The sequence below is a fragment of the Undibacterium sp. TC9W genome, from assembly GCF_049339865.1.
Lineage (GTDB): Bacteria > Pseudomonadota > Gammaproteobacteria > Burkholderiales > Burkholderiaceae_D > Undibacterium.
This window is the reverse complement of record NZ_JBMPPJ010000005.1, coordinates 358,910-377,253: the sequence shown is the minus strand read 5'-3', so window position 1 is coordinate 377,253 and position 18,344 is coordinate 358,910. Positions and strand designations below refer to the sequence as shown.

16 protein-coding genes and 2 tRNA genes are annotated in these 18,344 nt (G+C 50.6%); 16 read left to right on the top strand and 2 right to left on the bottom strand.

The window, feature by feature from the left end; genetic code table 11:
* The first annotated feature begins 436 nt into the window (after nt 1-436).
* The gene (locus ACO0LN_RS09580; RefSeq protein ID WP_422973096.1) at nt 437-589 is read left to right on the top strand and encodes a hypothetical protein; all 153 of its coding nucleotides are present in this window, start codon (nt 437-439) and stop codon (nt 587-589) included.
* Nucleotides 590-707: 118 nt separating this feature from the next.
* Here ACO0LN_RS09580 and paaX read toward each other — a convergent pair whose 3' ends face one another.
* Nucleotides 708-1,628, bottom strand: coding sequence for a phenylacetic acid degradation operon negative regulatory protein PaaX (gene paaX, locus ACO0LN_RS09575; RefSeq protein ID WP_422973093.1), 921 nt, complete (start codon nt 1,626-1,628; stop codon nt 708-710).
* Between the two features lie 197 nt (nt 1,629-1,825).
* Here paaX and paaA point away from each other — a divergent pair, with 197 nt between their 5' ends.
* The 15 genes from paaA (at nt 1,826) to ACO0LN_RS09500 (ending at nt 17,750) form a co-directional block, all read left to right on the top strand.
* The gene (gene paaA / locus ACO0LN_RS09570; RefSeq protein WP_422973091.1) at nt 1,826-2,815 is read left to right on the top strand and encodes a 1,2-phenylacetyl-CoA epoxidase subunit PaaA; all 990 of its coding nucleotides are present in this window, start codon (nt 1,826-1,828) and stop codon (nt 2,813-2,815) included.
* 28 nt (nt 2,816-2,843) lie between these two features.
* Nucleotides 2,844-3,128 carry a 1,2-phenylacetyl-CoA epoxidase subunit PaaB gene (gene paaB, locus ACO0LN_RS09565; RefSeq protein WP_110252930.1) on the top strand — a complete coding sequence of 95 codons (285 nt, stop codon included), beginning with the start codon at nt 2,844-2,846 and terminating at the stop codon, nt 3,126-3,128.
* Nucleotides 3,129-3,175: 47 nt separating this feature from the next.
* Complete coding sequence (paaC, locus tag ACO0LN_RS09560) at nt 3,176-3,931, top strand: 1,2-phenylacetyl-CoA epoxidase subunit PaaC (RefSeq protein WP_422973089.1); 756 nt, start codon at nt 3,176-3,178, stop codon at nt 3,929-3,931.
* On the top strand, nt 3,925-4,455 hold the full coding sequence (gene paaD / locus ACO0LN_RS09555; RefSeq protein ID WP_422973087.1) for a 1,2-phenylacetyl-CoA epoxidase subunit PaaD: 531 nt from the start codon (nt 3,925-3,927) through the stop codon (nt 4,453-4,455). Before paaC ends, paaD begins: the two co-directional genes overlap by 7 nt.
* A gap of 42 nt (nt 4,456-4,497) precedes the next feature.
* Nucleotides 4,498-5,574, top strand: a complete 1,077-nt coding sequence (gene paaE / locus ACO0LN_RS09550) for a 1,2-phenylacetyl-CoA epoxidase subunit PaaE (RefSeq protein WP_422973085.1) — start codon at nt 4,498-4,500, stop codon at nt 5,572-5,574.
* Nucleotides 5,575-6,366, top strand: coding sequence for a 2-(1,2-epoxy-1,2-dihydrophenyl)acetyl-CoA isomerase PaaG (paaG, locus tag ACO0LN_RS09545; protein WP_422973083.1), 792 nt, complete (start codon nt 5,575-5,577; stop codon nt 6,364-6,366). It abuts the gene before it with no gap.
* A gap of 27 nt (nt 6,367-6,393) precedes the next feature.
* On the top strand, nt 6,394-6,876 hold the full coding sequence (gene paaI, locus ACO0LN_RS09540; RefSeq protein WP_422973081.1) for a hydroxyphenylacetyl-CoA thioesterase PaaI: 483 nt from the start codon (nt 6,394-6,396) through the stop codon (nt 6,874-6,876).
* Nucleotides 6,877-6,934: 58 nt separating this feature from the next.
* Nucleotides 6,935-8,263 (top strand): phenylacetate--CoA ligase PaaK, encoded by a 1,329-nt coding sequence (gene paaK, locus ACO0LN_RS09535; RefSeq protein ID WP_422973079.1) that lies wholly within the window; start codon nt 6,935-6,937, stop codon nt 8,261-8,263.
* A 37-nt stretch (nt 8,264-8,300) separates the two neighbouring features.
* Nucleotides 8,301-9,503 carry a 3-oxoadipyl-CoA thiolase gene (pcaF, locus tag ACO0LN_RS09530; RefSeq protein ID WP_422973077.1) on the top strand — a complete coding sequence of 401 codons (1,203 nt, stop codon included), beginning with the start codon at nt 8,301-8,303 and terminating at the stop codon, nt 9,501-9,503.
* Nucleotides 9,504-9,518: 15 nt separating this feature from the next.
* Entirely contained in the window at nt 9,519-10,118 is a 600-nt protein-coding gene (locus ACO0LN_RS09525; protein WP_422973075.1) for a phenylacetic acid degradation protein PaaY, read from the top strand.
* 33 nt (nt 10,119-10,151) lie between these two features.
* Nucleotides 10,152-12,209, top strand: a complete 2,058-nt coding sequence (gene paaZ / locus ACO0LN_RS09520; protein WP_422973073.1) for a phenylacetic acid degradation bifunctional protein PaaZ — start codon at nt 10,152-10,154, stop codon at nt 12,207-12,209.
* Nucleotides 12,210-12,443: 234 nt separating this feature from the next.
* Nucleotides 12,444-15,269 (top strand): ATP-binding protein, encoded by a 2,826-nt coding sequence (locus ACO0LN_RS09515; RefSeq protein WP_422973071.1) that lies wholly within the window; start codon nt 12,444-12,446, stop codon nt 15,267-15,269.
* Nucleotides 15,270-15,460: 191 nt separating this feature from the next.
* Entirely contained in the window at nt 15,461-17,344 is a 1,884-nt protein-coding gene (locus ACO0LN_RS09510) for a potassium transporter Kup (protein WP_422973069.1), read from the top strand.
* Between the two features lie 57 nt (nt 17,345-17,401).
* Nucleotides 17,402-17,478 (top strand) — tRNA-Arg (locus ACO0LN_RS09505).
* Nucleotides 17,479-17,673: 195 nt separating this feature from the next.
* A tRNA-Arg gene (locus ACO0LN_RS09500) sits at nt 17,674-17,750 on the top strand.
* Between the two features lie 99 nt (nt 17,751-17,849).
* Here the strand turns inward: ACO0LN_RS09500 and ACO0LN_RS09495 are convergent.
* Nucleotides 17,850-18,248: a thioredoxin family protein gene (locus tag ACO0LN_RS09495; protein WP_422973067.1), complete on the bottom strand. Its 399-nt coding sequence runs from the start codon at nt 18,246-18,248 to the stop codon at nt 17,850-17,852.
* Nucleotides 18,249-18,344: the final 96 nt, after the last annotated feature.

Sequence of the window (18,344 nt, the reverse complement as noted above, 5' to 3'; positions counted from 1 at the left end):
ATCCCGAACAGGACCGTGAAACGATTACGCGCCAATGATAGTGCTGCAACCAGTGTGAAAGTAGGTTATCGTCAGGCTTTTATTCCGCAGACCCCCGCTCATTTATTTGAGTGGGGGTTTTGCTTTTGCAAAAACGGAAATACATTAAACCACTTCGCCTCTCACCGGAGTAGTGTGCGCTGTGCGCACCGTTTTACCCATCGCTTAATCGCTCTCTAGATTACACCGCCCGACTCTTCGACCAACGACACCAGGCTCCAGCTTGCGCTGGAGCGACGAATTTGAGGCTTATTCTCTTGCCATCTGGGTGGCTTACTACCTGCCTAGACAGTATTGTCGGCAAATTTGCTGTTCAAGTCTTTGCGTTAGATGCGTGTATCGTGGTTCTCATGATTGTTTTAACTGAACGGACACGATCAGATTTTGGGCGGTATATGTGCCGGTGAACACGCTTGGTCTGGGCTGCATCATGTTTGCTGTCGATGGAATTGATACTGTCGTTGCCCGCATGCGTGAACACGGGGCAGAGCTGATTGGCGAAATGCAGTATGAGAATACGTATAACCTGGCTTATATCCGGGGACCTTAGGGCATAATTGTTGCGCTTGCCCAGCAACTGCCTAAGACGTGACTATAAGCGGGTACTTCAACGCGCGCGTGGTTTTAATACTAAGCAAGCCAAAATGATATAGAGCAAATTCATGGCTTTAAAAAAGCCCGCCAAACCTTTCCTGTAAACTCAAACCGCCATCTTGTCGATGTTCAGGATCAAGTGCCTGGCTCAATAAATTTTCTGCTGGCCGGAAACAGGCCCGGTAAAGATCACGGCATAACCGGTATGCCTCATCACCTAGCCAACCCTCAGGTCGCAAGCTGCTCGGTAAGTTGGGATCGTGCAGTTGGGTGCGACGGAAGCTATGTATCAACAGACTGCGGATAACAAAGGCCGCGTGCTCAGGCAAATTTTGTCCTTGCACTAGTTTTTTCAGAGGCGAGAATGCTTCAATAAAATTCTTGTAGGCGATATTCACTTCATCGAGTTGCCAATGGCTGGCGATCAGTGATGGTAGCGGGCGGGCATTGGGCAAGTTTAAATCACTGGTGCGGCATACTGTACATAATCCCGCGAAGCCATTTCGTCCCAACACATTTTGCAGGGCTGCAGTATCTGCCTGGGGATGGGCAAATACACCGGCATTAATCATGCGAAAACCTTCCCACAGCAATTCTTTTTTCAGGCTGGCTTTATTGCCGGTGGATGTATCGTCGCCACTCATGATGACCAGGGTCCAGTAGTGATCCCATTTGCCAGTTTGTGGAACATACACGCGCTTGTAGGCATGCTGGAACCTGGCATAGCTTGCGGTTGCCAGTTGATAAGTGCTGCGCCGGCCATCCCGTTTGGCTTCCAGCCAGCCTTCTTCGGCTAGTCTGAACACGCTGGTGCGTACTAATCTGTCATTAATGCCAAAATGACTCATTAATGAGATTAAACTACCTAGCCATATCGTACCGCCATGCGGGGCGATGGCGTCGCCAAAGACCGTCATCACCAGGGATTTTGCCCTTGGTGGATTATTGGTAAGTTGCTGGTCTATCCAGGTTTGGATGGCAGTGCTGGTCTGCATGCGGCTGTGTAAGTGATGGTATGTAAGTATTGGTTGTTGTCCAGATTTTACCTATGGTGTAGCTGATGAGGGGTAAATCCCTCAAAAAATTAAAATGATACAAAAAAACTTCAACATCAATAAAAACTGTATCATATAATTGTTTGACGCAGATCAATCTTCCATGTTCGCATCCTCAGGATGCCAAGGAGTGTTTCATGTATGCACAATTAGTCGAGACCGGCTTGAGCAAGCTCAAAACTGCAGAAGAGTTGAGCGATGCCGAGCGTGCCTTCCAGGAGCGCATCGATGCCGGTATCCGTATTGAAGCCAAAGACTGGATGCCGGATGCCTATAGAAAAACCCTGATACGGCAAATCTCCCAGCATGCGCATTCCGAAATCGTTGGTCAACTGCCAGAAGGTAACTGGGTTACCCGCGCTCCCACCTTAAAACGCAAAGCCATTTTGCTGGCAAAAATCCAGGATGAAGCTGGGCACGGCCTGTATCTTTACAGCGCTGCCGAAACCCTGGGTGTGTCACGTGACGAGCTGCTGGCCGACCTGCATTCCGGTAAAGCCAAGTATTCTAGCATTTTCAATTACCCGACCCTGAGTTGGGCTGATATGGGGGCGATAGGCTGGCTGGTTGATGGCTCAGCCATCATCAACCAGATACCTTTGTGCCGCTGCTCTTATGGCCCGTATTCACGCGCCATGATACGTGTCTGCAAGGAGGAGTCCTTCCATGCGCGCCAGGGCTACGACATTATGTTGACCTTGTGCCGTGGCACAGCAGAACAAAAAGCCATGGCCCAGGATGCATTGAATCGTTACTGGTGGCCAGCGCTGATGATGTTTGGCCCGTCTGATGCGGCATCGGTGAATAGTGCTCAATCGGCGCAATGGCGTATCAAGCTTTTTTCCAATGATGAATTGCGTCAGCGCATGGTTGATCAGACTGTGCCACAGATAGAATATCTGGGCCTGCAGTTGCCTGATCCCGCCATTAAATGGAATGAAGGACGGGGCCATTATGATTTTGGTGAAATCGACTGGGAAGAGTTTTACCAGGTCTTGAAAGGCAATGGCCCCTGTAACCGTGAACGCCTGCGTACCCGCGTCAAGGCTTATGACGACGGCGCATGGTTCCGTGATGCCTTGCAGGCGCATGCCGATAAGCAGCAAGAAAATAAAAAAAGCGCATAAAAATAGATAAGAGAGCAGGAGACAGATCATGAGCAAAGAATGGCCCTTGTGGGAAGTATTCATACGCAGCCAGCACGGTCTGGCACACAAGCATGTGGGTAGTCTGCATGCACCTGATGCAGAAATGGCGATCAACCACGCGCGTGATGTCTATACACGTCGCAATGAAGGTGTCAGCATCTGGGTGGCAAGGGCCGGCGATATTTTCGCCAGTAGCCCTGGCGATAAGGAAGCTTTGTTTGAGCCATCAAACAGCAAGGTATATCGTCATCCGACCTTCTTCCCTATGCCGGATGAAGTCAAGAATCTGTAATTGAACTCTGTCTATACATCATAGCTAAATAATTCTGGAGAATTGAGATGTCAGAAGACAAATTCAATTATGTTTTGCGTTTGGCAGACCATGCAATGATACTCAGCCAGCGTCTGTCGCAGTGGTGTGGCAAGGGGCCAGCGCTGGAAGAAGACATGGCATTGACCAATGTAGCCCTTGACCTGATAGGTCAGGCGAGATTGTGGTATGCCTATGCGGCTGAACTGGAAGGCAAGGGACGTACCGAAGATGATCTGGCGTTCTTGCGGGATGCACACGATTTTCATAATTTCTTATTGCTCGAACAGCCTAACGGTAATTATGCCGATACCCTGATGCGGCAATTCCTGTTTGATACCTGGCATTACCATTATCTGCAAGCACTGAAGCAATCCACGGATCAGCAGATTGCCGCCATCGCAGAAAAATCACTGAAAGAAGTCACTTACCATTTACGCCGCAGCAGCGATCTGGTGGTACGTCTGGGTGATGGTACTGAATTGAGTCAGAAAATGATGCAGACCGCTCTGGAAGAATTGTGGCGCTTCACTGGCGAAATGTTCATGGATGATGAGATCGATGTCGCCATGCACGCGGCAGGCATTGCCCCTTTACCTTCAGATTTGAAAGCCGCCTGGGATGCCCATCTGGTCGATGTCATGCATGCCGCCACCTTGCGCTTGCCTGATGCCAATAGCTGGATGCAAAAGGGTGGCAAGCAAGGTGTGCATACTGAACATATGGGTTACTTGCTGGCAGAGATGCAGTTCTTGCAGCGTGCCTATCCGGGGGCGCAATGGTAGTTTCTGCCATGGACTATGTGGAAAATCCATCTGCAAGCATAGGGCAGATATGGCAATGGCTGGGAGAGGTCAGTGACCCTGAAATTCCGGTCATTTCGGTGACTGACCTGGGTATTATCCGCGCAGTGGAATGGCAGGAGGGCGAGTGTGTCATCACAATTACCCCCACTTACTCCGGTTGCCCCGCCATGGACGTGATTGCGGAAGAAATTGGAAATACACTACAGGCGCATGGCATCAAACCACCCAGCATTGTTTATCAATTGTCACCCGCCTGGAGTACAGACTGGATGACAGAAGCCGGCAAGCAAAAGCTCAGTGGCTATGGCATCGCACCACCACAGCAACAGGTAGTGGATATCTCCTCCATACAACGTTATCGTGAAGTACAACCAGCCATCGCTTGCCCGCAATGCGGTTCTGTTGATACTCAACTGGTCAGCCAGTTTGGATCAACTGCCTGCAAGGCGCTGTATAAATGCAAGGCTTGCCTGGAACCTTTTGATTACTTCAAACCGCACTGAGCGAATAATAAGAATAATAAAAATAAAAGGAGACAACAATACATGAGCAAATTTTACCCACTGACAGTCAGCCAGATACGGCCAGAAACCCGTGATGCCGTAGTCCTGAGCTTTGCCGTGCCAGCCGATCTGCAGGCACAGTTTGCCTACCGTGAAGGGCAGCACCTGACCTTGCGTGCCAAGATCGCCGGCGAAGATGTGCGGCGCTCGTATTCTATTTGTTCTGCTGTGCAGGATGGGCAGTTGCGGGTAGCCATCAAGCGCGTGCAAGGGGGCGCATTTTCCAATTGGGTGCATGACAGCTTGCGCCCAGGTATGGATATTGAAGTCATGCCCGCTATGGGCCATTTCAATTTGCCGCTGGCTACCGAGCATGAAAAACATTATCTGGCATTTGCTGCGGGCAGTGGCATCACGCCTTTGCTGTCCATCATCAAGACTACACTGCAGACAGAGCCGCATAGCAAGTTCACTCTGGTGTATGGCAATCGTGCATCATCGACTGTCATGTTCAAGGAAGAACTGGCAGCATTAAAAGATAGCTATTTGCAACGCCTGAACCTGATCTACATCATGAGCCGCGAGCAGCAAGATATAGACTTGTTCAATGGCCGCATCACCGCTGAAAAATGCCTGAACCTGTTTGACCAATGGATACGCATAGACGACATGGATGCTGCCTTCATCTGCGGGCCAGAAGAAATGATGCATGCCGTCAGCAATGCCTTGCAGCAGCGTGGCATGCCCAAGGAGCAGATCAAGGTCGAGTTGTTTGCTGCCAGCATACCGGCGCACCGGCATGTCGCCAGCGCCAAACCTTTGCCTGGCAAATCATCTTGTGCCGTGACGATTATCATGGATGGTCATCACACGCATTTTGACATGGAAAAAGACAAGGAGTCTGTATTGGATGCCGCCCTGAAGCTGGGGCATGATATGCGCTATTCCTGCAAAGGTGGTGTTTGTTCTACCTGTCGCTCCAAGGTAGTGGAAGGCAAGGTCGATATGGACAGGAATTACGCCCTGGAAGATTATGAAGTTGCACGCGGATTTGTGCTGACCTGCCAGAGTTTTCCAGTCAGCGATACACTGACCCTGGATTTTGATAGCGAGAATTGAATGGACTATTCCCACATCCTGTTTCACATCAGTCAAGGTATTGCTCACCTGACCCTGAACCGACCCGAAAAATTGAATAGTTTTAACGTTGCCATGCATATGGAAATACAGGATGCGCTGACTGTGCTACTCGCTGATGCCTCGGTGCGCGTCATGGTATTGACCGGTGCCGGGCGCGGCTTTTGCGCAGGCCAGGATTTATCTGACCGTACCGTCAGTGCCGACGGTGCACCTCCAGATCTGGGTGAGTCAGTAGAAAAATATTATGCGCCGCTGGTACTTGCCTTGCGCGCCTTGTCCATCCCGGTTATTTGCGCAGTGAATGGTGTAGCAGCCGGTGCTGGTGCCAATTTGCCGCTGGCATGCGACATCGTATTGGCAGCACGTTCAGCCAGTTTTGTTGAAGTCTTTTGCAAGCTGGGCCTGATACCAGATACCGGCGGCACATACTTCTTGCCACGCGCCCTGGGCACAGCCAGAGCCATGGGCGCAGCCATGTTGGGCGGTAAAATCAGTGCCGAACAGGCAGAGCAATGGGGCCTGATCTGGAAGTGTGTGGATGATGATCAGTTGCAGGCTGAAGCCATGGCTATGGCCAAGCATTTTGCATCAGCCCCCACCAAGGGGCTGGCCTTCACAAAGCAGGCAATCTATGCCAGCCCGCAGCATACTTTGGAGCAGCAATTGACTCTGGAGACGAATATGATGCGTGAACTGGGACAAAGTCAGGACTATCGTGAAGGTGTTGCTGCGTTTGTAGAGAAGCGCACACCCCAGTTTGTTGGCAAGTAAGTTTGATCTACCCAAGGAAAAGCATAGATGAGCACAGAGACCATGCAATTTGCCAAAAACAGTCAGCACATGGCAGAACTCACTGCCGCCTCCATGTTCGCCAGCGATGCCGCAACGCGCGGCCTGGATATGCAGATAGTGCATGTAGCTGAAGGGACAGCATCACTCAGCATGGTGATCAGGCCCGACATGCTGAACGGGCACAAGACTTGTCACGGTGGTTATTTGTTTACCCTGGCTGACAGTGCATTTGCCTTTGCCTGCAATAGCCGGAATCAGGTAACTGTTGCGGCCGGATGCAGCATAGAATTTCTGTCACCAGGGCGCGAGGATGATGTCATCACCGCGACGGCGACAGAACAATCATTGACTGGCCGCACCGGCATCTACGATGCGCGCCTGACGAATCAGCATGGCCAATTGATCGCGCTGTTCCGTGGCAAGTCGCATAAGCTGAATGCGGAAGTTGTACCAGGTCTGGTATTGCAGGAAAACGCAATTCCAAATTGAGCTTTGTTTAGCCATCATACATAAAACCACGATCAAACTAAGTGCGCAGGAGACAAACATGGCAGACAACACAGACAGAAAAATAGCTACGGGTCTGGACGCAATAGAAACGGCCAGTAAAGATGAACTTCAGGCTTTGCAATTGCAGCGACTGAAATGGACCTTGCAACACGTGTATGACAACGTCCCGCATTACCGCACCAGTTTTGATGCAGCGGGCGTACATCCAGATGATTTGAAAACCCTGGCTGACCTGGCGAAGTTTCCTTTCACTGGCAAGAAGGATTTACGCGACAACTATCCTTTTGGTATGTTTGCCGTACCGCGTGAAAAAGTGGTCAGGGTGCATGCATCCAGTGGCACCACAGGCAAACCAACGGTGGTTGGTTACACGCAAAAAGATATTGATCACTGGGCAAACCTGGTGGCGCGCTCTATCCGTGCGGCTGGTGGCCGTGCGGGCGACATCGTGCAAGTCTCTTACGGTTATGGCCTGTTCACTGGCGGCCTGGGTGCGCATTATGGTGCAGAGCGACTGGGGTGTACAGTCATCCCCATGTCTGGCGGGCAGACGGAAAAACAGGTGCAATTGATACAGGATTTTCAGCCATCCATCATCATGGTCACGCCTTCTTATATGCTCAATATCATAGAAGAAATGACGCGCCAGGGCATAGACGCCGCTAACACTTCGCTTCGTATAGGCATCTTCGGTGCGGAACCATGGACCGATGCCATGCGCAGTGAAATCGAAACGCGTGCCGGTATTGATGCCGTTGATATCTATGGCTTGTCAGAAGTCATGGGACCAGGCGTCGCGAGCGAATGTATAGAAAGTAAGGATGGCCCGGTGATCTGGGAAGATCATTTTTATCCAGAAATTATCAATCCTGAAACTGGCGAAGTTTTGCCCGATGGCGAAGAGGGTGAGCTGGTTTTTACTTCACTGAGCAAGGAAGCTTTTCCTGTCATACGCTATCGTACCCGCGACCTGACACGCTTACTGCCACCGACTTCAAGATCTATGCGTCGTATGGGTAAGATCACCGGCCGCTCTGACGACATGCTCATCATCCGTGGTGTGAATTTATTCCCTACGCAGGTAGAAGAACTGATACTCAAACATCCACAACTGGCACCGCAATATCAACTGGTAGTGACGCGTGAAGGTCATATGGACAAGCTTGATATCGTAGCTGAACTGCGGCCTGAAGTATCAGGCACTTTGTCAGAGCAGGATGTGAAGCAATTGCACCAGCAGCTAGAGCATCATATCAAGACTTTTATCGGTGTCAGTTGCCATGTCAGCATACTGCCCGCCAATAGCATAGAACGCACCATGGTCGGCAAGGCCAGGCGTGTAGTTGACAATCGCAAGAAGGCTTGAGCATTCAAAGCAAATAAAATAAAAGGAAGACAAAAATATGGAAGCATGGATATGTGACGCTGTCAGAACCCCATTCGCCCGTTACGGCGGTGCCATGGCCAGCATACGTACCGATGACCTGGCAGCCTTGCCGATCAAGGCATTGATGGAACGCAATACTGGCGTAGACTGGAAAATGGTAGATGACGTGTATTACGGTTGCGCCAACCAGGCCGGTGAAGATAACCGCAATGTAGGTCGCATGGCCGCACTGCTGGCAGGTTTACCCGTCGATGTACCAGCCAATACCATCAACCGTTTATGTGGCTCCAGCCTGGATGCGATAGGCATAGGCGGGCGTGCCATTAAATCTGGAGAAGCATCACTGATTATTGCTGGCGGTGTAGAAAGCATGACGCGCGCACCCTTTGTCATGGCCAAGGCCGACAGTGCTTTTTCACGTGCAGCAAAAATAGAAGATACGACGATAGGCTGGCGTTTTGTGAATGCCTTGATGAAGGCAAAATACGGCATAGATTCCATGCCCGAAACCGCAGAAAATGTTGCCGAACAATTTGGCATCAATCGCGTTGACCAAGATGCCTTTGCTCTGCGCAGCCAGCAACGCTGGGCGGTAGCCCACGCTGCCGGTTTTTTTGCCGGGGAAATCATCCCCGTCAGCATCCCGCAAAAAAAGGGCGAGGCCATTTTGTTCACAACCGATGAACACCCACGTCCGGATACATATATCGCCATGCTGGCCCGCCTTAAAGGCGTGGTCAAACCAGATGGCACAGTCACTGCTGGCAATGCATCTGGCGTCAATGATGGCGCTTGCGCTTTATTGCTGGCGTCAGATGCTGCAGTAAAACAGCATGGCCTGACACCACGTGCACGTATCGTTGGCATGGCGACAGCGGGCCTGGCACCACGCATCATGGGTTTTGGCCCATCACCGGCAACACGTAAATTGCTGGCACAGACTGGTTTGAATCTGGCGCAGATGGATGTCATCGAACTTAATGAAGCCTTTGCAGCACAGGGCTTGGCCGTTACGCGTGATCTTGGCCTGGCTGATGATGCTGCACATGTCAATCCAAATGGTGGCGCGATAGCGATAGGTCACCCTCTGGGTGCATCCGGTGCACGCTTGGTAACTACAGCACTAAACCAATTGGAACGCACCAATGGCCGCTATGCCCTGTGCACGATGTGCATAGGCGTAGGGCAGGGCATTGCACTCATCATCGAACGTGCCTGAAGCCAAGGAGGCGGCATGACTATATATGCAATCGATGGCCTGATACCGGTGGTGCATCCCAGCGCCTACGTGCACCCCAGCGCCACGCTGATAGGCGATGTGATCGTTGGACCTGGCTGTTATATAGGACCCTCTGCCAGCCTGCGTGGGGACTTTGGCCGTATCGTTCTGGAAGAAGGTGCGAATGTGCAGGATACCTGTGTCATACATGGCTTCCCTGACAGCGACACAGTGGTAGAGCAGGATGGGCATATCGGTCATGGTGCGGTATTGCATGGCTGCCACATAGGTAAAAACGCCATGGTAGGTATGAACGCAGTCGTCATGGACAAGGCTGTCATTGGTGAATCGTCGATCGTCGCTGCCATGTCCTTTGTCAAAGCTGGTATGGATGTGCCGCCACGCAGCCTGGTCATGGGTGCACCAGCACGCATTGCGCGTGTTTTGCGTGATGAAGAAATCGCTTGGAAGACTGAAGGCACGGCGCAATATCATGCACTGACCAGACGCTCACTCGCCAGCATGCAGGAAGTGGAAGCGTTGACTGCAGTCGAAGAAAATCGCCCGCGCATTGCGCTGGCAGCAGGCTTGCCAACTTATGGCACCAAGTCCTGATTCTGAATATCTGATTATTTAAGAGAGTAATCCATGAAAATTTTGCAAAGCTGGGTAGCCGGTGTATGGACAGGTACAGAGCCACAACAAATCCTGCATAGTGCCATTGATGGCAGCGCGATTTACGCCAGCCATGCCGAAGCCCTGGGCTTTGGCGCAGCGCTCACTTATGCAAGACAGACTGGCCTGAAAAATTTGCTGGCGCTGGACTTCCAGCAACGAGCTTCTATTTTGCGCACTCTTGCCAAATACCTGTCTGAACACAAGGAAGAGCTATACGTAATTTCATCTCACACCGGTGCAACCCGTAGTGATAGCTGGATAGATATAGAAGGTGGCGCAGGTACCGTCTTTGCCTACGCCAGCATAGGCACGAATGAATTCCCGTCCGGGAATGTTGTGCACGAAGGCCCGGCCGTGCCTTTAGGCAAACAGGGGCATTTTTCTGGTACGCATATCCTGGTGCCGCGTCAGGGTGTCGCAGTACACATCAATGCATTCAATTTTCCAGTCTGGGGTTTATTGGAGAAATTTGCACCTAGCTTTTTGGCAGGCATGCCTTGCATAGTCAAACCAGCGACAGCAACCTCGTATCTGACCGAAGCACTGGTCAGGCAAATTCATGCGAGTGGCTTGCTACCCGAGGGCAGCTTGCAACTGATTATTGGCTCCACTGGCAATTTGCTCGATCTGCTGGAAGAAACCGATGTCGTCACCTTCACCGGTTCTGCTGCTACGGCAGCGCAATTGAAGGTGCATCCAAATATCGTGCGCCGTTCTATCCCCTTCAATGCCGAAGCTGATTCACTGAATTGCGCAATACTCGGGCCTGATATAGCGGCTGATGATGACGAACTGGATCTGTACGTCAAGGAAGTGGTACGTGAAATGACAGCCAAGGCCGGGCAGAAATGCACGGCCATACGCAGGGCCATGGTGCCCGCTGCGCAACTGGATGTGGTGGCAGAAAAAATACGCGCCAGACTGGAAAAAACCATCGTCGGTGATCCACGTCTTGAAGGCGTGCGCATGGGGCCGCTGGCCAGTCGCGCACAGCAGCACGATGTACTCGCCAGTATTGCGCAACTGGCAGCAGGCAATCAAATCATCTTTGGCGGCACTGTACCTGCGCAATTGCAGGGCGAAGGATTAGAGCAGGGGTCATTCCTTTCCCCAACTCTGATCGTCTGTCGCCAGCCTATGGGAAATTCAGCAGTGCACGAGATAGAAGCTTTTGGCCCGGTAACGACCCTGATGCCTTACAAGGATATGCAGGAAGCCCTTGCGTTGGCCGCAAAGGGCAACGGCAGCCTGGTCGCGACCCTGGTCACCAAAGACCCGCATATCGCAGCCATGGCAATACCGCATATGGCAGCGCGACATGGTCGCCTGATGATCTTGAATGCCGAGTCAGCGACAGAATCAACCGGCCATGGATCCCCCTTGCCACAATTGAAGCACGGCGGCCCTGGCCGTGCTGGCGGTGGTGAAGAATTGGGTGGCAGCCGCGCAGTCAAACATTATTTGCAAAGAGCTGCCGTGCAGGGCTCGCCCACCATGCTGGCCGCAGTGACGGCAGAGCATGTGCGTGGTGCTGCCGTGCTGGAATCTGATGTCCATCCTTTCCGCCGCTATTTTGAAGACCTACAGATTGGCATGTCCTTGCTGACCCACAGGCGTACTGTCAGTGAAGCCGATATCGTCGCCTTTGGTGGTTTGTCCGGTGACTTTTTTTACATGCATTTTGATGAGATCGCTGCCAAAGAAAGCCCTTTTGGCAAACGGATTGCTCATGGTTATTTTGTGCTCTCGGCGGCTGCCGGTTTATTTGTATCTCCGGCACCTGGCCCTGTCCTGGCCAACTATGGTCTCGATACCCTGCGTTTCATCAAACCGGTAGGCATAGGCGACACCATCCGTGCACGCCTGACCTGCAAGCGCAAGATAGACAGGCAAAAGAAAGATGCCAAAGGTGTGGGGCAGGGAGTGGTGGCCTGGGATGTGGAAGTGACGAATCAGGATAATGAACTGGTGGCGTCTTATGATATTTTGACCTTGGTGGCCAAAAAGTCAGACGCCGTAGTCGCATAGATAAAACTTTGTTAAATTTCAATAAATTGTCTTTAAGATAATGAGCAGGCTGGTATTTCAATGAGAAATTCATTTGAAATACCAGCCTGTGTTACTTTTCAGTGTAAGGTTATGTCAATATTCTTCAAATACGCTCTTCTGGCTTCGGGATTATCTTCAAATTCTTGCCCGATCTGATACTATTTCTTCAATATCCAATCCGTCAAAATCATTCAACCTCCTCAATTTCACCCCATGGACATTTTCGTTACCAATGACGAAGTAGAGCAGTGGGAACGCGAATTGCCAGGTTTGCGGGGGATGGAATTATTGGATCTGCAGTTAAAGCTTGCCTGGCATTTGCGCCAGCGTGACACTCTCAGGGCACTTAAGCTGGCCCAGGCCACAGAAAATCTCACTGGCGAATTGTTTCCTTCTGATGATAGCGATGCAGGCAGCCCTGCACGGCTCATACGCGCCCGCTTGCTGCTGATCCGGGCTGAAGCTGCATGGCTGTTTGGCGAGTTTGATCAGGCGGCGCAGTTGTCTGTGCAATCTCTGGAACTGTCAACTGGTAATAGCTCTGACCTGGCTGCGTGCTGCACTGCAGATGCACATTTTTTGCTTGCTAGTGTTAATTTGCAAAAAGGCGAGGTGCCAGTCGTTGAATCAGAAATTGGCCTGGCAGTTCAGTTTGCTCTTGTGGCAAAAGACAAGATGCGCGAAACCGCCGCAGAATCTCTGCTGGCAAATCAACTGGTGTTGCGCAACTTGCCTCTGGCACTTGAACGCTGGGGAGAAAGTCGCAATCCTGAAAGCCAGAGTAGCGATCTGTTCCTGCGCAGTTATATCAATGAATTTTTAATGTACACGTATTCCCTGACCAGTGACTTCGGTGCATCCGCAGGGCGTGGCATACAGGTGTTTGAATTCGCCAGGAATTATGGGCAAAAGCGCCGCATGATAACTGCTGCCAGCAATATAGGTGATGCCTTTAACAGCATGAGTGATCATCAGTCTGCCTTGCACTGGATACAGGATGGGCTTGATCTGGCCAGAGCAGCCGGATGGCCCAACAGCATAGCCAGTTGCCTGGTGCAGATGTCAGAGACCCTGCGCAGGCTGGGCCGCCTGGATAATGCCAAGCAGATGCTTGAAAATGCCTTGCCCATACTGGCGAAGGTGATAGGTGCACGCGCCCATTTACTGGCCTTGCGTTATCTCGGTGATTTGTCACTGGATATGGGTGACTATGCAACTGCGCTGACCACTTTTCATGAATTGATTTCCTGGGCGGATAAAAAGAATCATCTGGATTTTCGCATAGGCTCACGCCGTGGTTATGCCAATGCCTTATCCATGCAAGGACAGGCCAAGGCGGCATTGGCTGTCGCGCTTGAAGCATTGACGCTGGCGCGCCAGAGTACTGATGGCTACCGGCATATTGAAGTCTTGCGTGTGCTCGCCGCTTTATACACGCGCCATAGCTTGCCTGAACCTGCACAAATGCAAGCTGCCAGCGCCTCCTTGCATTATCTGCGCATGGCACTTGATCTTGCTGACAATATCAGCGGTTTTACCATACCCCCAGACCTGTATGAAGAAATCGCCCATGCCTATGCGGCTGCCGACAATTTTCGCCAGGCCTATGAATTTGGGCAACTGGCACTCATTGCCCGCGAAAAAAGTAACAAGCTTGCTTCTGCGAACCGGCTCAATGCCATGCAACTGAGTCAGCAGACTGAGCGCATGAAGGCTGAGAGTGAACATTTGCGCCAACTGGCAGCAGCAGAAGCGCAACGTGCCAAAGTCTTGCAACAAACCAGTGTCGTGCTGGAAAAATTAGGGACCATAGGACAGGAAATTACTGCCAGCCTGGATGCGGCAGCAGTCTTTGAAGCCTTGAATCGCCATGTGCACGATTTACTGCATGTGACCGCCTTTGTCATCTACATGATGGATGATGATCAGCAAAGCATGACCTCAGCCTTTGGTGTCGAAAATGGCATGCCGATAGAGCCAGATACCGTTTACATGTCCAGCCCGGTGTCGAACTCTGTACGCTGCGTCAAAGAGCGCCGTGAAGTTGCCATAGAGCTGACAGCAGAGGACGAATTGCCCGGCCTGATACCAGGTACGGAAATGGTACACAGCATGCTGTTCGCGCCGCTGATCATAGGCGACAGGATACTCGGTGCGATGACCATACAGTCTTCGCGTCAGCATGTGTATGGCGACAGGGAGAAAATGATTTTCCGTTCCCTATGCGCGTATGGTGCGATTGCTCTTGGTAATGCCGATGCCTATATGCGCTTGCAAAAAACCCAGGAGCATTTGCTGGCGCAGGAAAAACTGGCGGCCCTGGGTTCGCTGGTAGCTGGCGTTGCGCATGAACTCAATACGCCGATTGGGAATTGCCTGCTGGTTGCCAGCACTTTGCAGGATGGTAGCCGCTTCCTGAGCAGCAAACTGGCAGGGCAAACCTTGCGCCGCTCAGACTTGAATAATTTTTGTGAAGAGGTCAAAACCTCGTCAGAAATATTGATGCGTGGCCTGAGCAGTGCTGCGACCCTGGTCAGCAGCTTCAAGCAGGTAGCGGTAGATCGCACTTCTGAGCACAGGCGCAGCTTTGATCTGCGCCAGGTCTTGCACGACATTATCGCTACTTTGAACATTCGCATTACTCAGACCGGTCACAGCATACAAGTGAACGTGCCGTATAACATCCATATGGACAGCTACCCAGGTTCTTTGGGCCAGGTGATCAGCAATCTGGTGGAAAATTCCATTTTGCACGCATTCGATAAAAGGCAGGCGGGCCATATGGAAATCAATGTCAGTATGCTAGAAGGAGAGCGCGTCCTGATTGTCTTTAGCGATGATGGCGAAGGTATACCCGATGAAAATCAGAAACGTATTTTTGACCCGTTCTTTACCACCAAGCTGGGGCAGGGAGGTAGTGGTCTTGGGCTGAATATTTGCTACAACATCACCGCCTCGATTTTGCACGGACAACTCAGCGTTAAAAGCAGCCTTGGAAGTGGCACCAGTTTTTATCTCGATTTGCCTCTCGTTGTTTAAATTTCCTTTGAATTTCCTTTGAGTTTGTTAAATATCAATAATTGCAAAAAAAGTATGCACGAAATCAGGTTTTAGAAAAAATCTGCGCTTGAATTTGATCCTTGTCAAGTATCCTTTTTTTGTTGCACTTACTTGAAAATCTGAACGAATTCACCTATTGTGCAATGCACCAATAATAACAAGGTACACAATTGGCTAATCAACACACAAAAAGCAGCCTGGCGGGCTTGACCCTGGCTGCTGTCGGCATCGTTTATGGCGATATAGGTACGAGTCCTCTTTATACGATGAAAGAGGTATTTTCAAAAGAGCATGGTCTAGCACTCAATGAGGCAAATATCTTTGGCGTCGTATCCCTGATACTATGGGGTTTGATCATCATTGTTGCGGTCAAATATGTCACCCTTATACTTAGGGCTGATAATCGTGGTGAAGGCGGTATCATGGCGCTGACTGCTTTAGCGCTAGAATCTGTTGGCAAATCTGCCAAATCTCATTTTACTTTACTCGTACTTGGTTTATTTGGTGCCGCCCTGTTTTATGGGGATGGTGTCATTACTCCGGCGATTTCGGTGTTGTCTGCTATCGAGGGCTTGGAGGTGGCAACGCCTGCCTTTACGCCTTATGTGGTGCCAATTACGCTGGTTGTGCTTTTGCTTTTGTATTCTGTGCAATACAAGGGAACTGCAGGCATAGGCAAATGGTTTGGCCCCATCATGGTGGTATGGTTTGTAGTGCTGGCCTGCATGGGGATCTATAACATCGCTAAAATGCCCGGCATTTTATGGGCGCTCAATCCTATGCACGCCTTTGCTTTCATGGCCTTGAACAAGGGGCTGGCATTTCTGGCTTTGGGCGCTGTTGTGCTGGCATTTACGGGTGCAGAAGCACTCTATGCAGACATGGGGCATTTTGGCAGCAAACCCATTCGTGCCGCCTGGTTCATGATCGTTTTCCCTTCTTTAGGTTTAAATTATCTTGGACAGGGTGCATTATTGATGGCAAATCCAGATGCAGTTGGCAATCCTTTTTATCAGCAACTTGGTGCATGGAGCATCTACCCATTGGTGATTTTATCCACGGTAGCGACAGTGATTGCCTCACAGGCCACGATCTCGGGTACTTTCTCTATGACCAAACAAGCGATTTCCCTTGGGATCATGCCAAGGATGGAGATTGTCCATACGTCATCGAAAGAAATAGGACAAATCTATATTCCTGCAGTCAATTGGTTGCAGCTTGCTGCTGTTGTGGCTGCTGTGGTGGGATTTGGCTCATCATCAAGCCTGGCATCTGCTTATGGTATTGCCGTGACGGGAACTATGTTAGTGACGTCACTGCTTACTTTTTTCGTTATACGCTATGGTTGGAAATACAATCCTGTATTGTGCTTCCTTGCAACCGGTTTCTTTTTGTTCATTGATGTCTCATTGTTTTCTGCCAACGTACTTAAATTATTCCACGGCATAGGCGGTTGGTTCCCGGTGATATTGGGTGTAGTGATGTTTACCCTGATGATGACCTGGAAGCGTGGTCGCGAACTAGTCTTTGATAATCTGAAAAAGCACGCAATTCCATTAGAAGATTTTCTTGAATCCCTGTTTGTCTCTGCACCGATTAGAGTGTCAGGAACAGCGGTATTCTTGCGTGGCGAGGCCGATGGTGTACCGCATGCCTTGTTGCATAATCTGTCGCACAATAAGATTTTGCATGAGCGAGTGATTTTCCTGACCCTGCATAACCGCGAAATCCCCTGGGTAGCCACTTCGGAGCGAGTCAAGGTTGCTGATCTGGGGAATGCCTGCTTCCAAATTGACGTGTTCTACGGCTTTAAGAATGAGCCGGATATTCCAGGTGCCTTGGCCTTATGCGAACCCTATGGTCTGACATTTGAACCTATGGAAACTTCTTACTTTATTTCTCGCCAAACCATTATTTCCAGCCCTGGCAGCGGCATGGCGATGTGGCGTGAGAGTGTATTCGTCGCCATGTCCCGCATTGCCCGTGATGCAGCCGACTTTTACCAGATACCAAGCAATCGTGTCATTGAGGTGGGTTCTCAGGTGGAAATCTAAAAACTTGGCGCAGGCACTTATCAAACCAAAATGCCTGTGCTATAATCTTGGTCTTTCGCGGCTGTAGCTCAGCTGGATAGAGTACTTGGCTACGAACCAAGGGGTCGTGGGTTCGATTCCTGCCAGCCGCACCAGATTCAAGGGGCTAGATGAAAATCTAGTCCCTTTTGTCTTTTTTATTCGCGATTTTTGATATGACCATAGAAATATGGCAGAGATGTGGCGATATCCGGCTTGGCTTCAAGGAGATGCCTTTTAATAAAGCTGAAAAATAATCTGGCTTTAGGGGCTTTCCATTTTGCACCAGTCCGGCTATAATCTTGTTTTTCGCGGCTGTAGCTCAGCTGGATAGAGTACTTGGCTACGAACCAAGGGGTCGTGGGTTCGATTCCTGCCAGCCGCACCAGATTCAAGGGACTAGATGAAAATCTAGTCCCTTTTGTCTTTTTTGCGATGGAAAAAACTGACTTGATCTGCCTGATTGCAGCAGATCACCGGCAGATGCTTAGCTTGCGAGTATCAGTTCCCGTATGTTCCAGTCTTCTGGGGCTGCCTGGTTCAAGGCGCTGCGTCTGATTTGCTGGCCTGGCGTTTCTTCTGTCATGGAGAGAATCAGGCGTTGCAACTGGGCTGCGTCTGGTAATACGGTGCCAAGAAAAATCACCTGGTCGCGATGCTGTATGAGGATGGTAGGGAAGTTCTCTATATCCACTTCTTCCACCAGATGGGCCTGATCTTCTATGTCTATCCAGGCAAAGCATTTGTCAGGATGCTTGCTCATCAGTTCGTCAAAAGACGCCCTGTAAAAATTGCAGGTATCACACCAGGCGGCGCACAGGCAGGCGATTAACCAGTCTTTATTTGCCAGGTCAGCCTTTATTGAGGAAATATCTTCGGTATTCATGATGGTATTCATCACGTAATTTTAAACCAAGTGATGAGCTCAGGCGTAATTAAGGCATGACCAGGGCATAAGCTTTGGCAAACAGCCAGTCTTGAA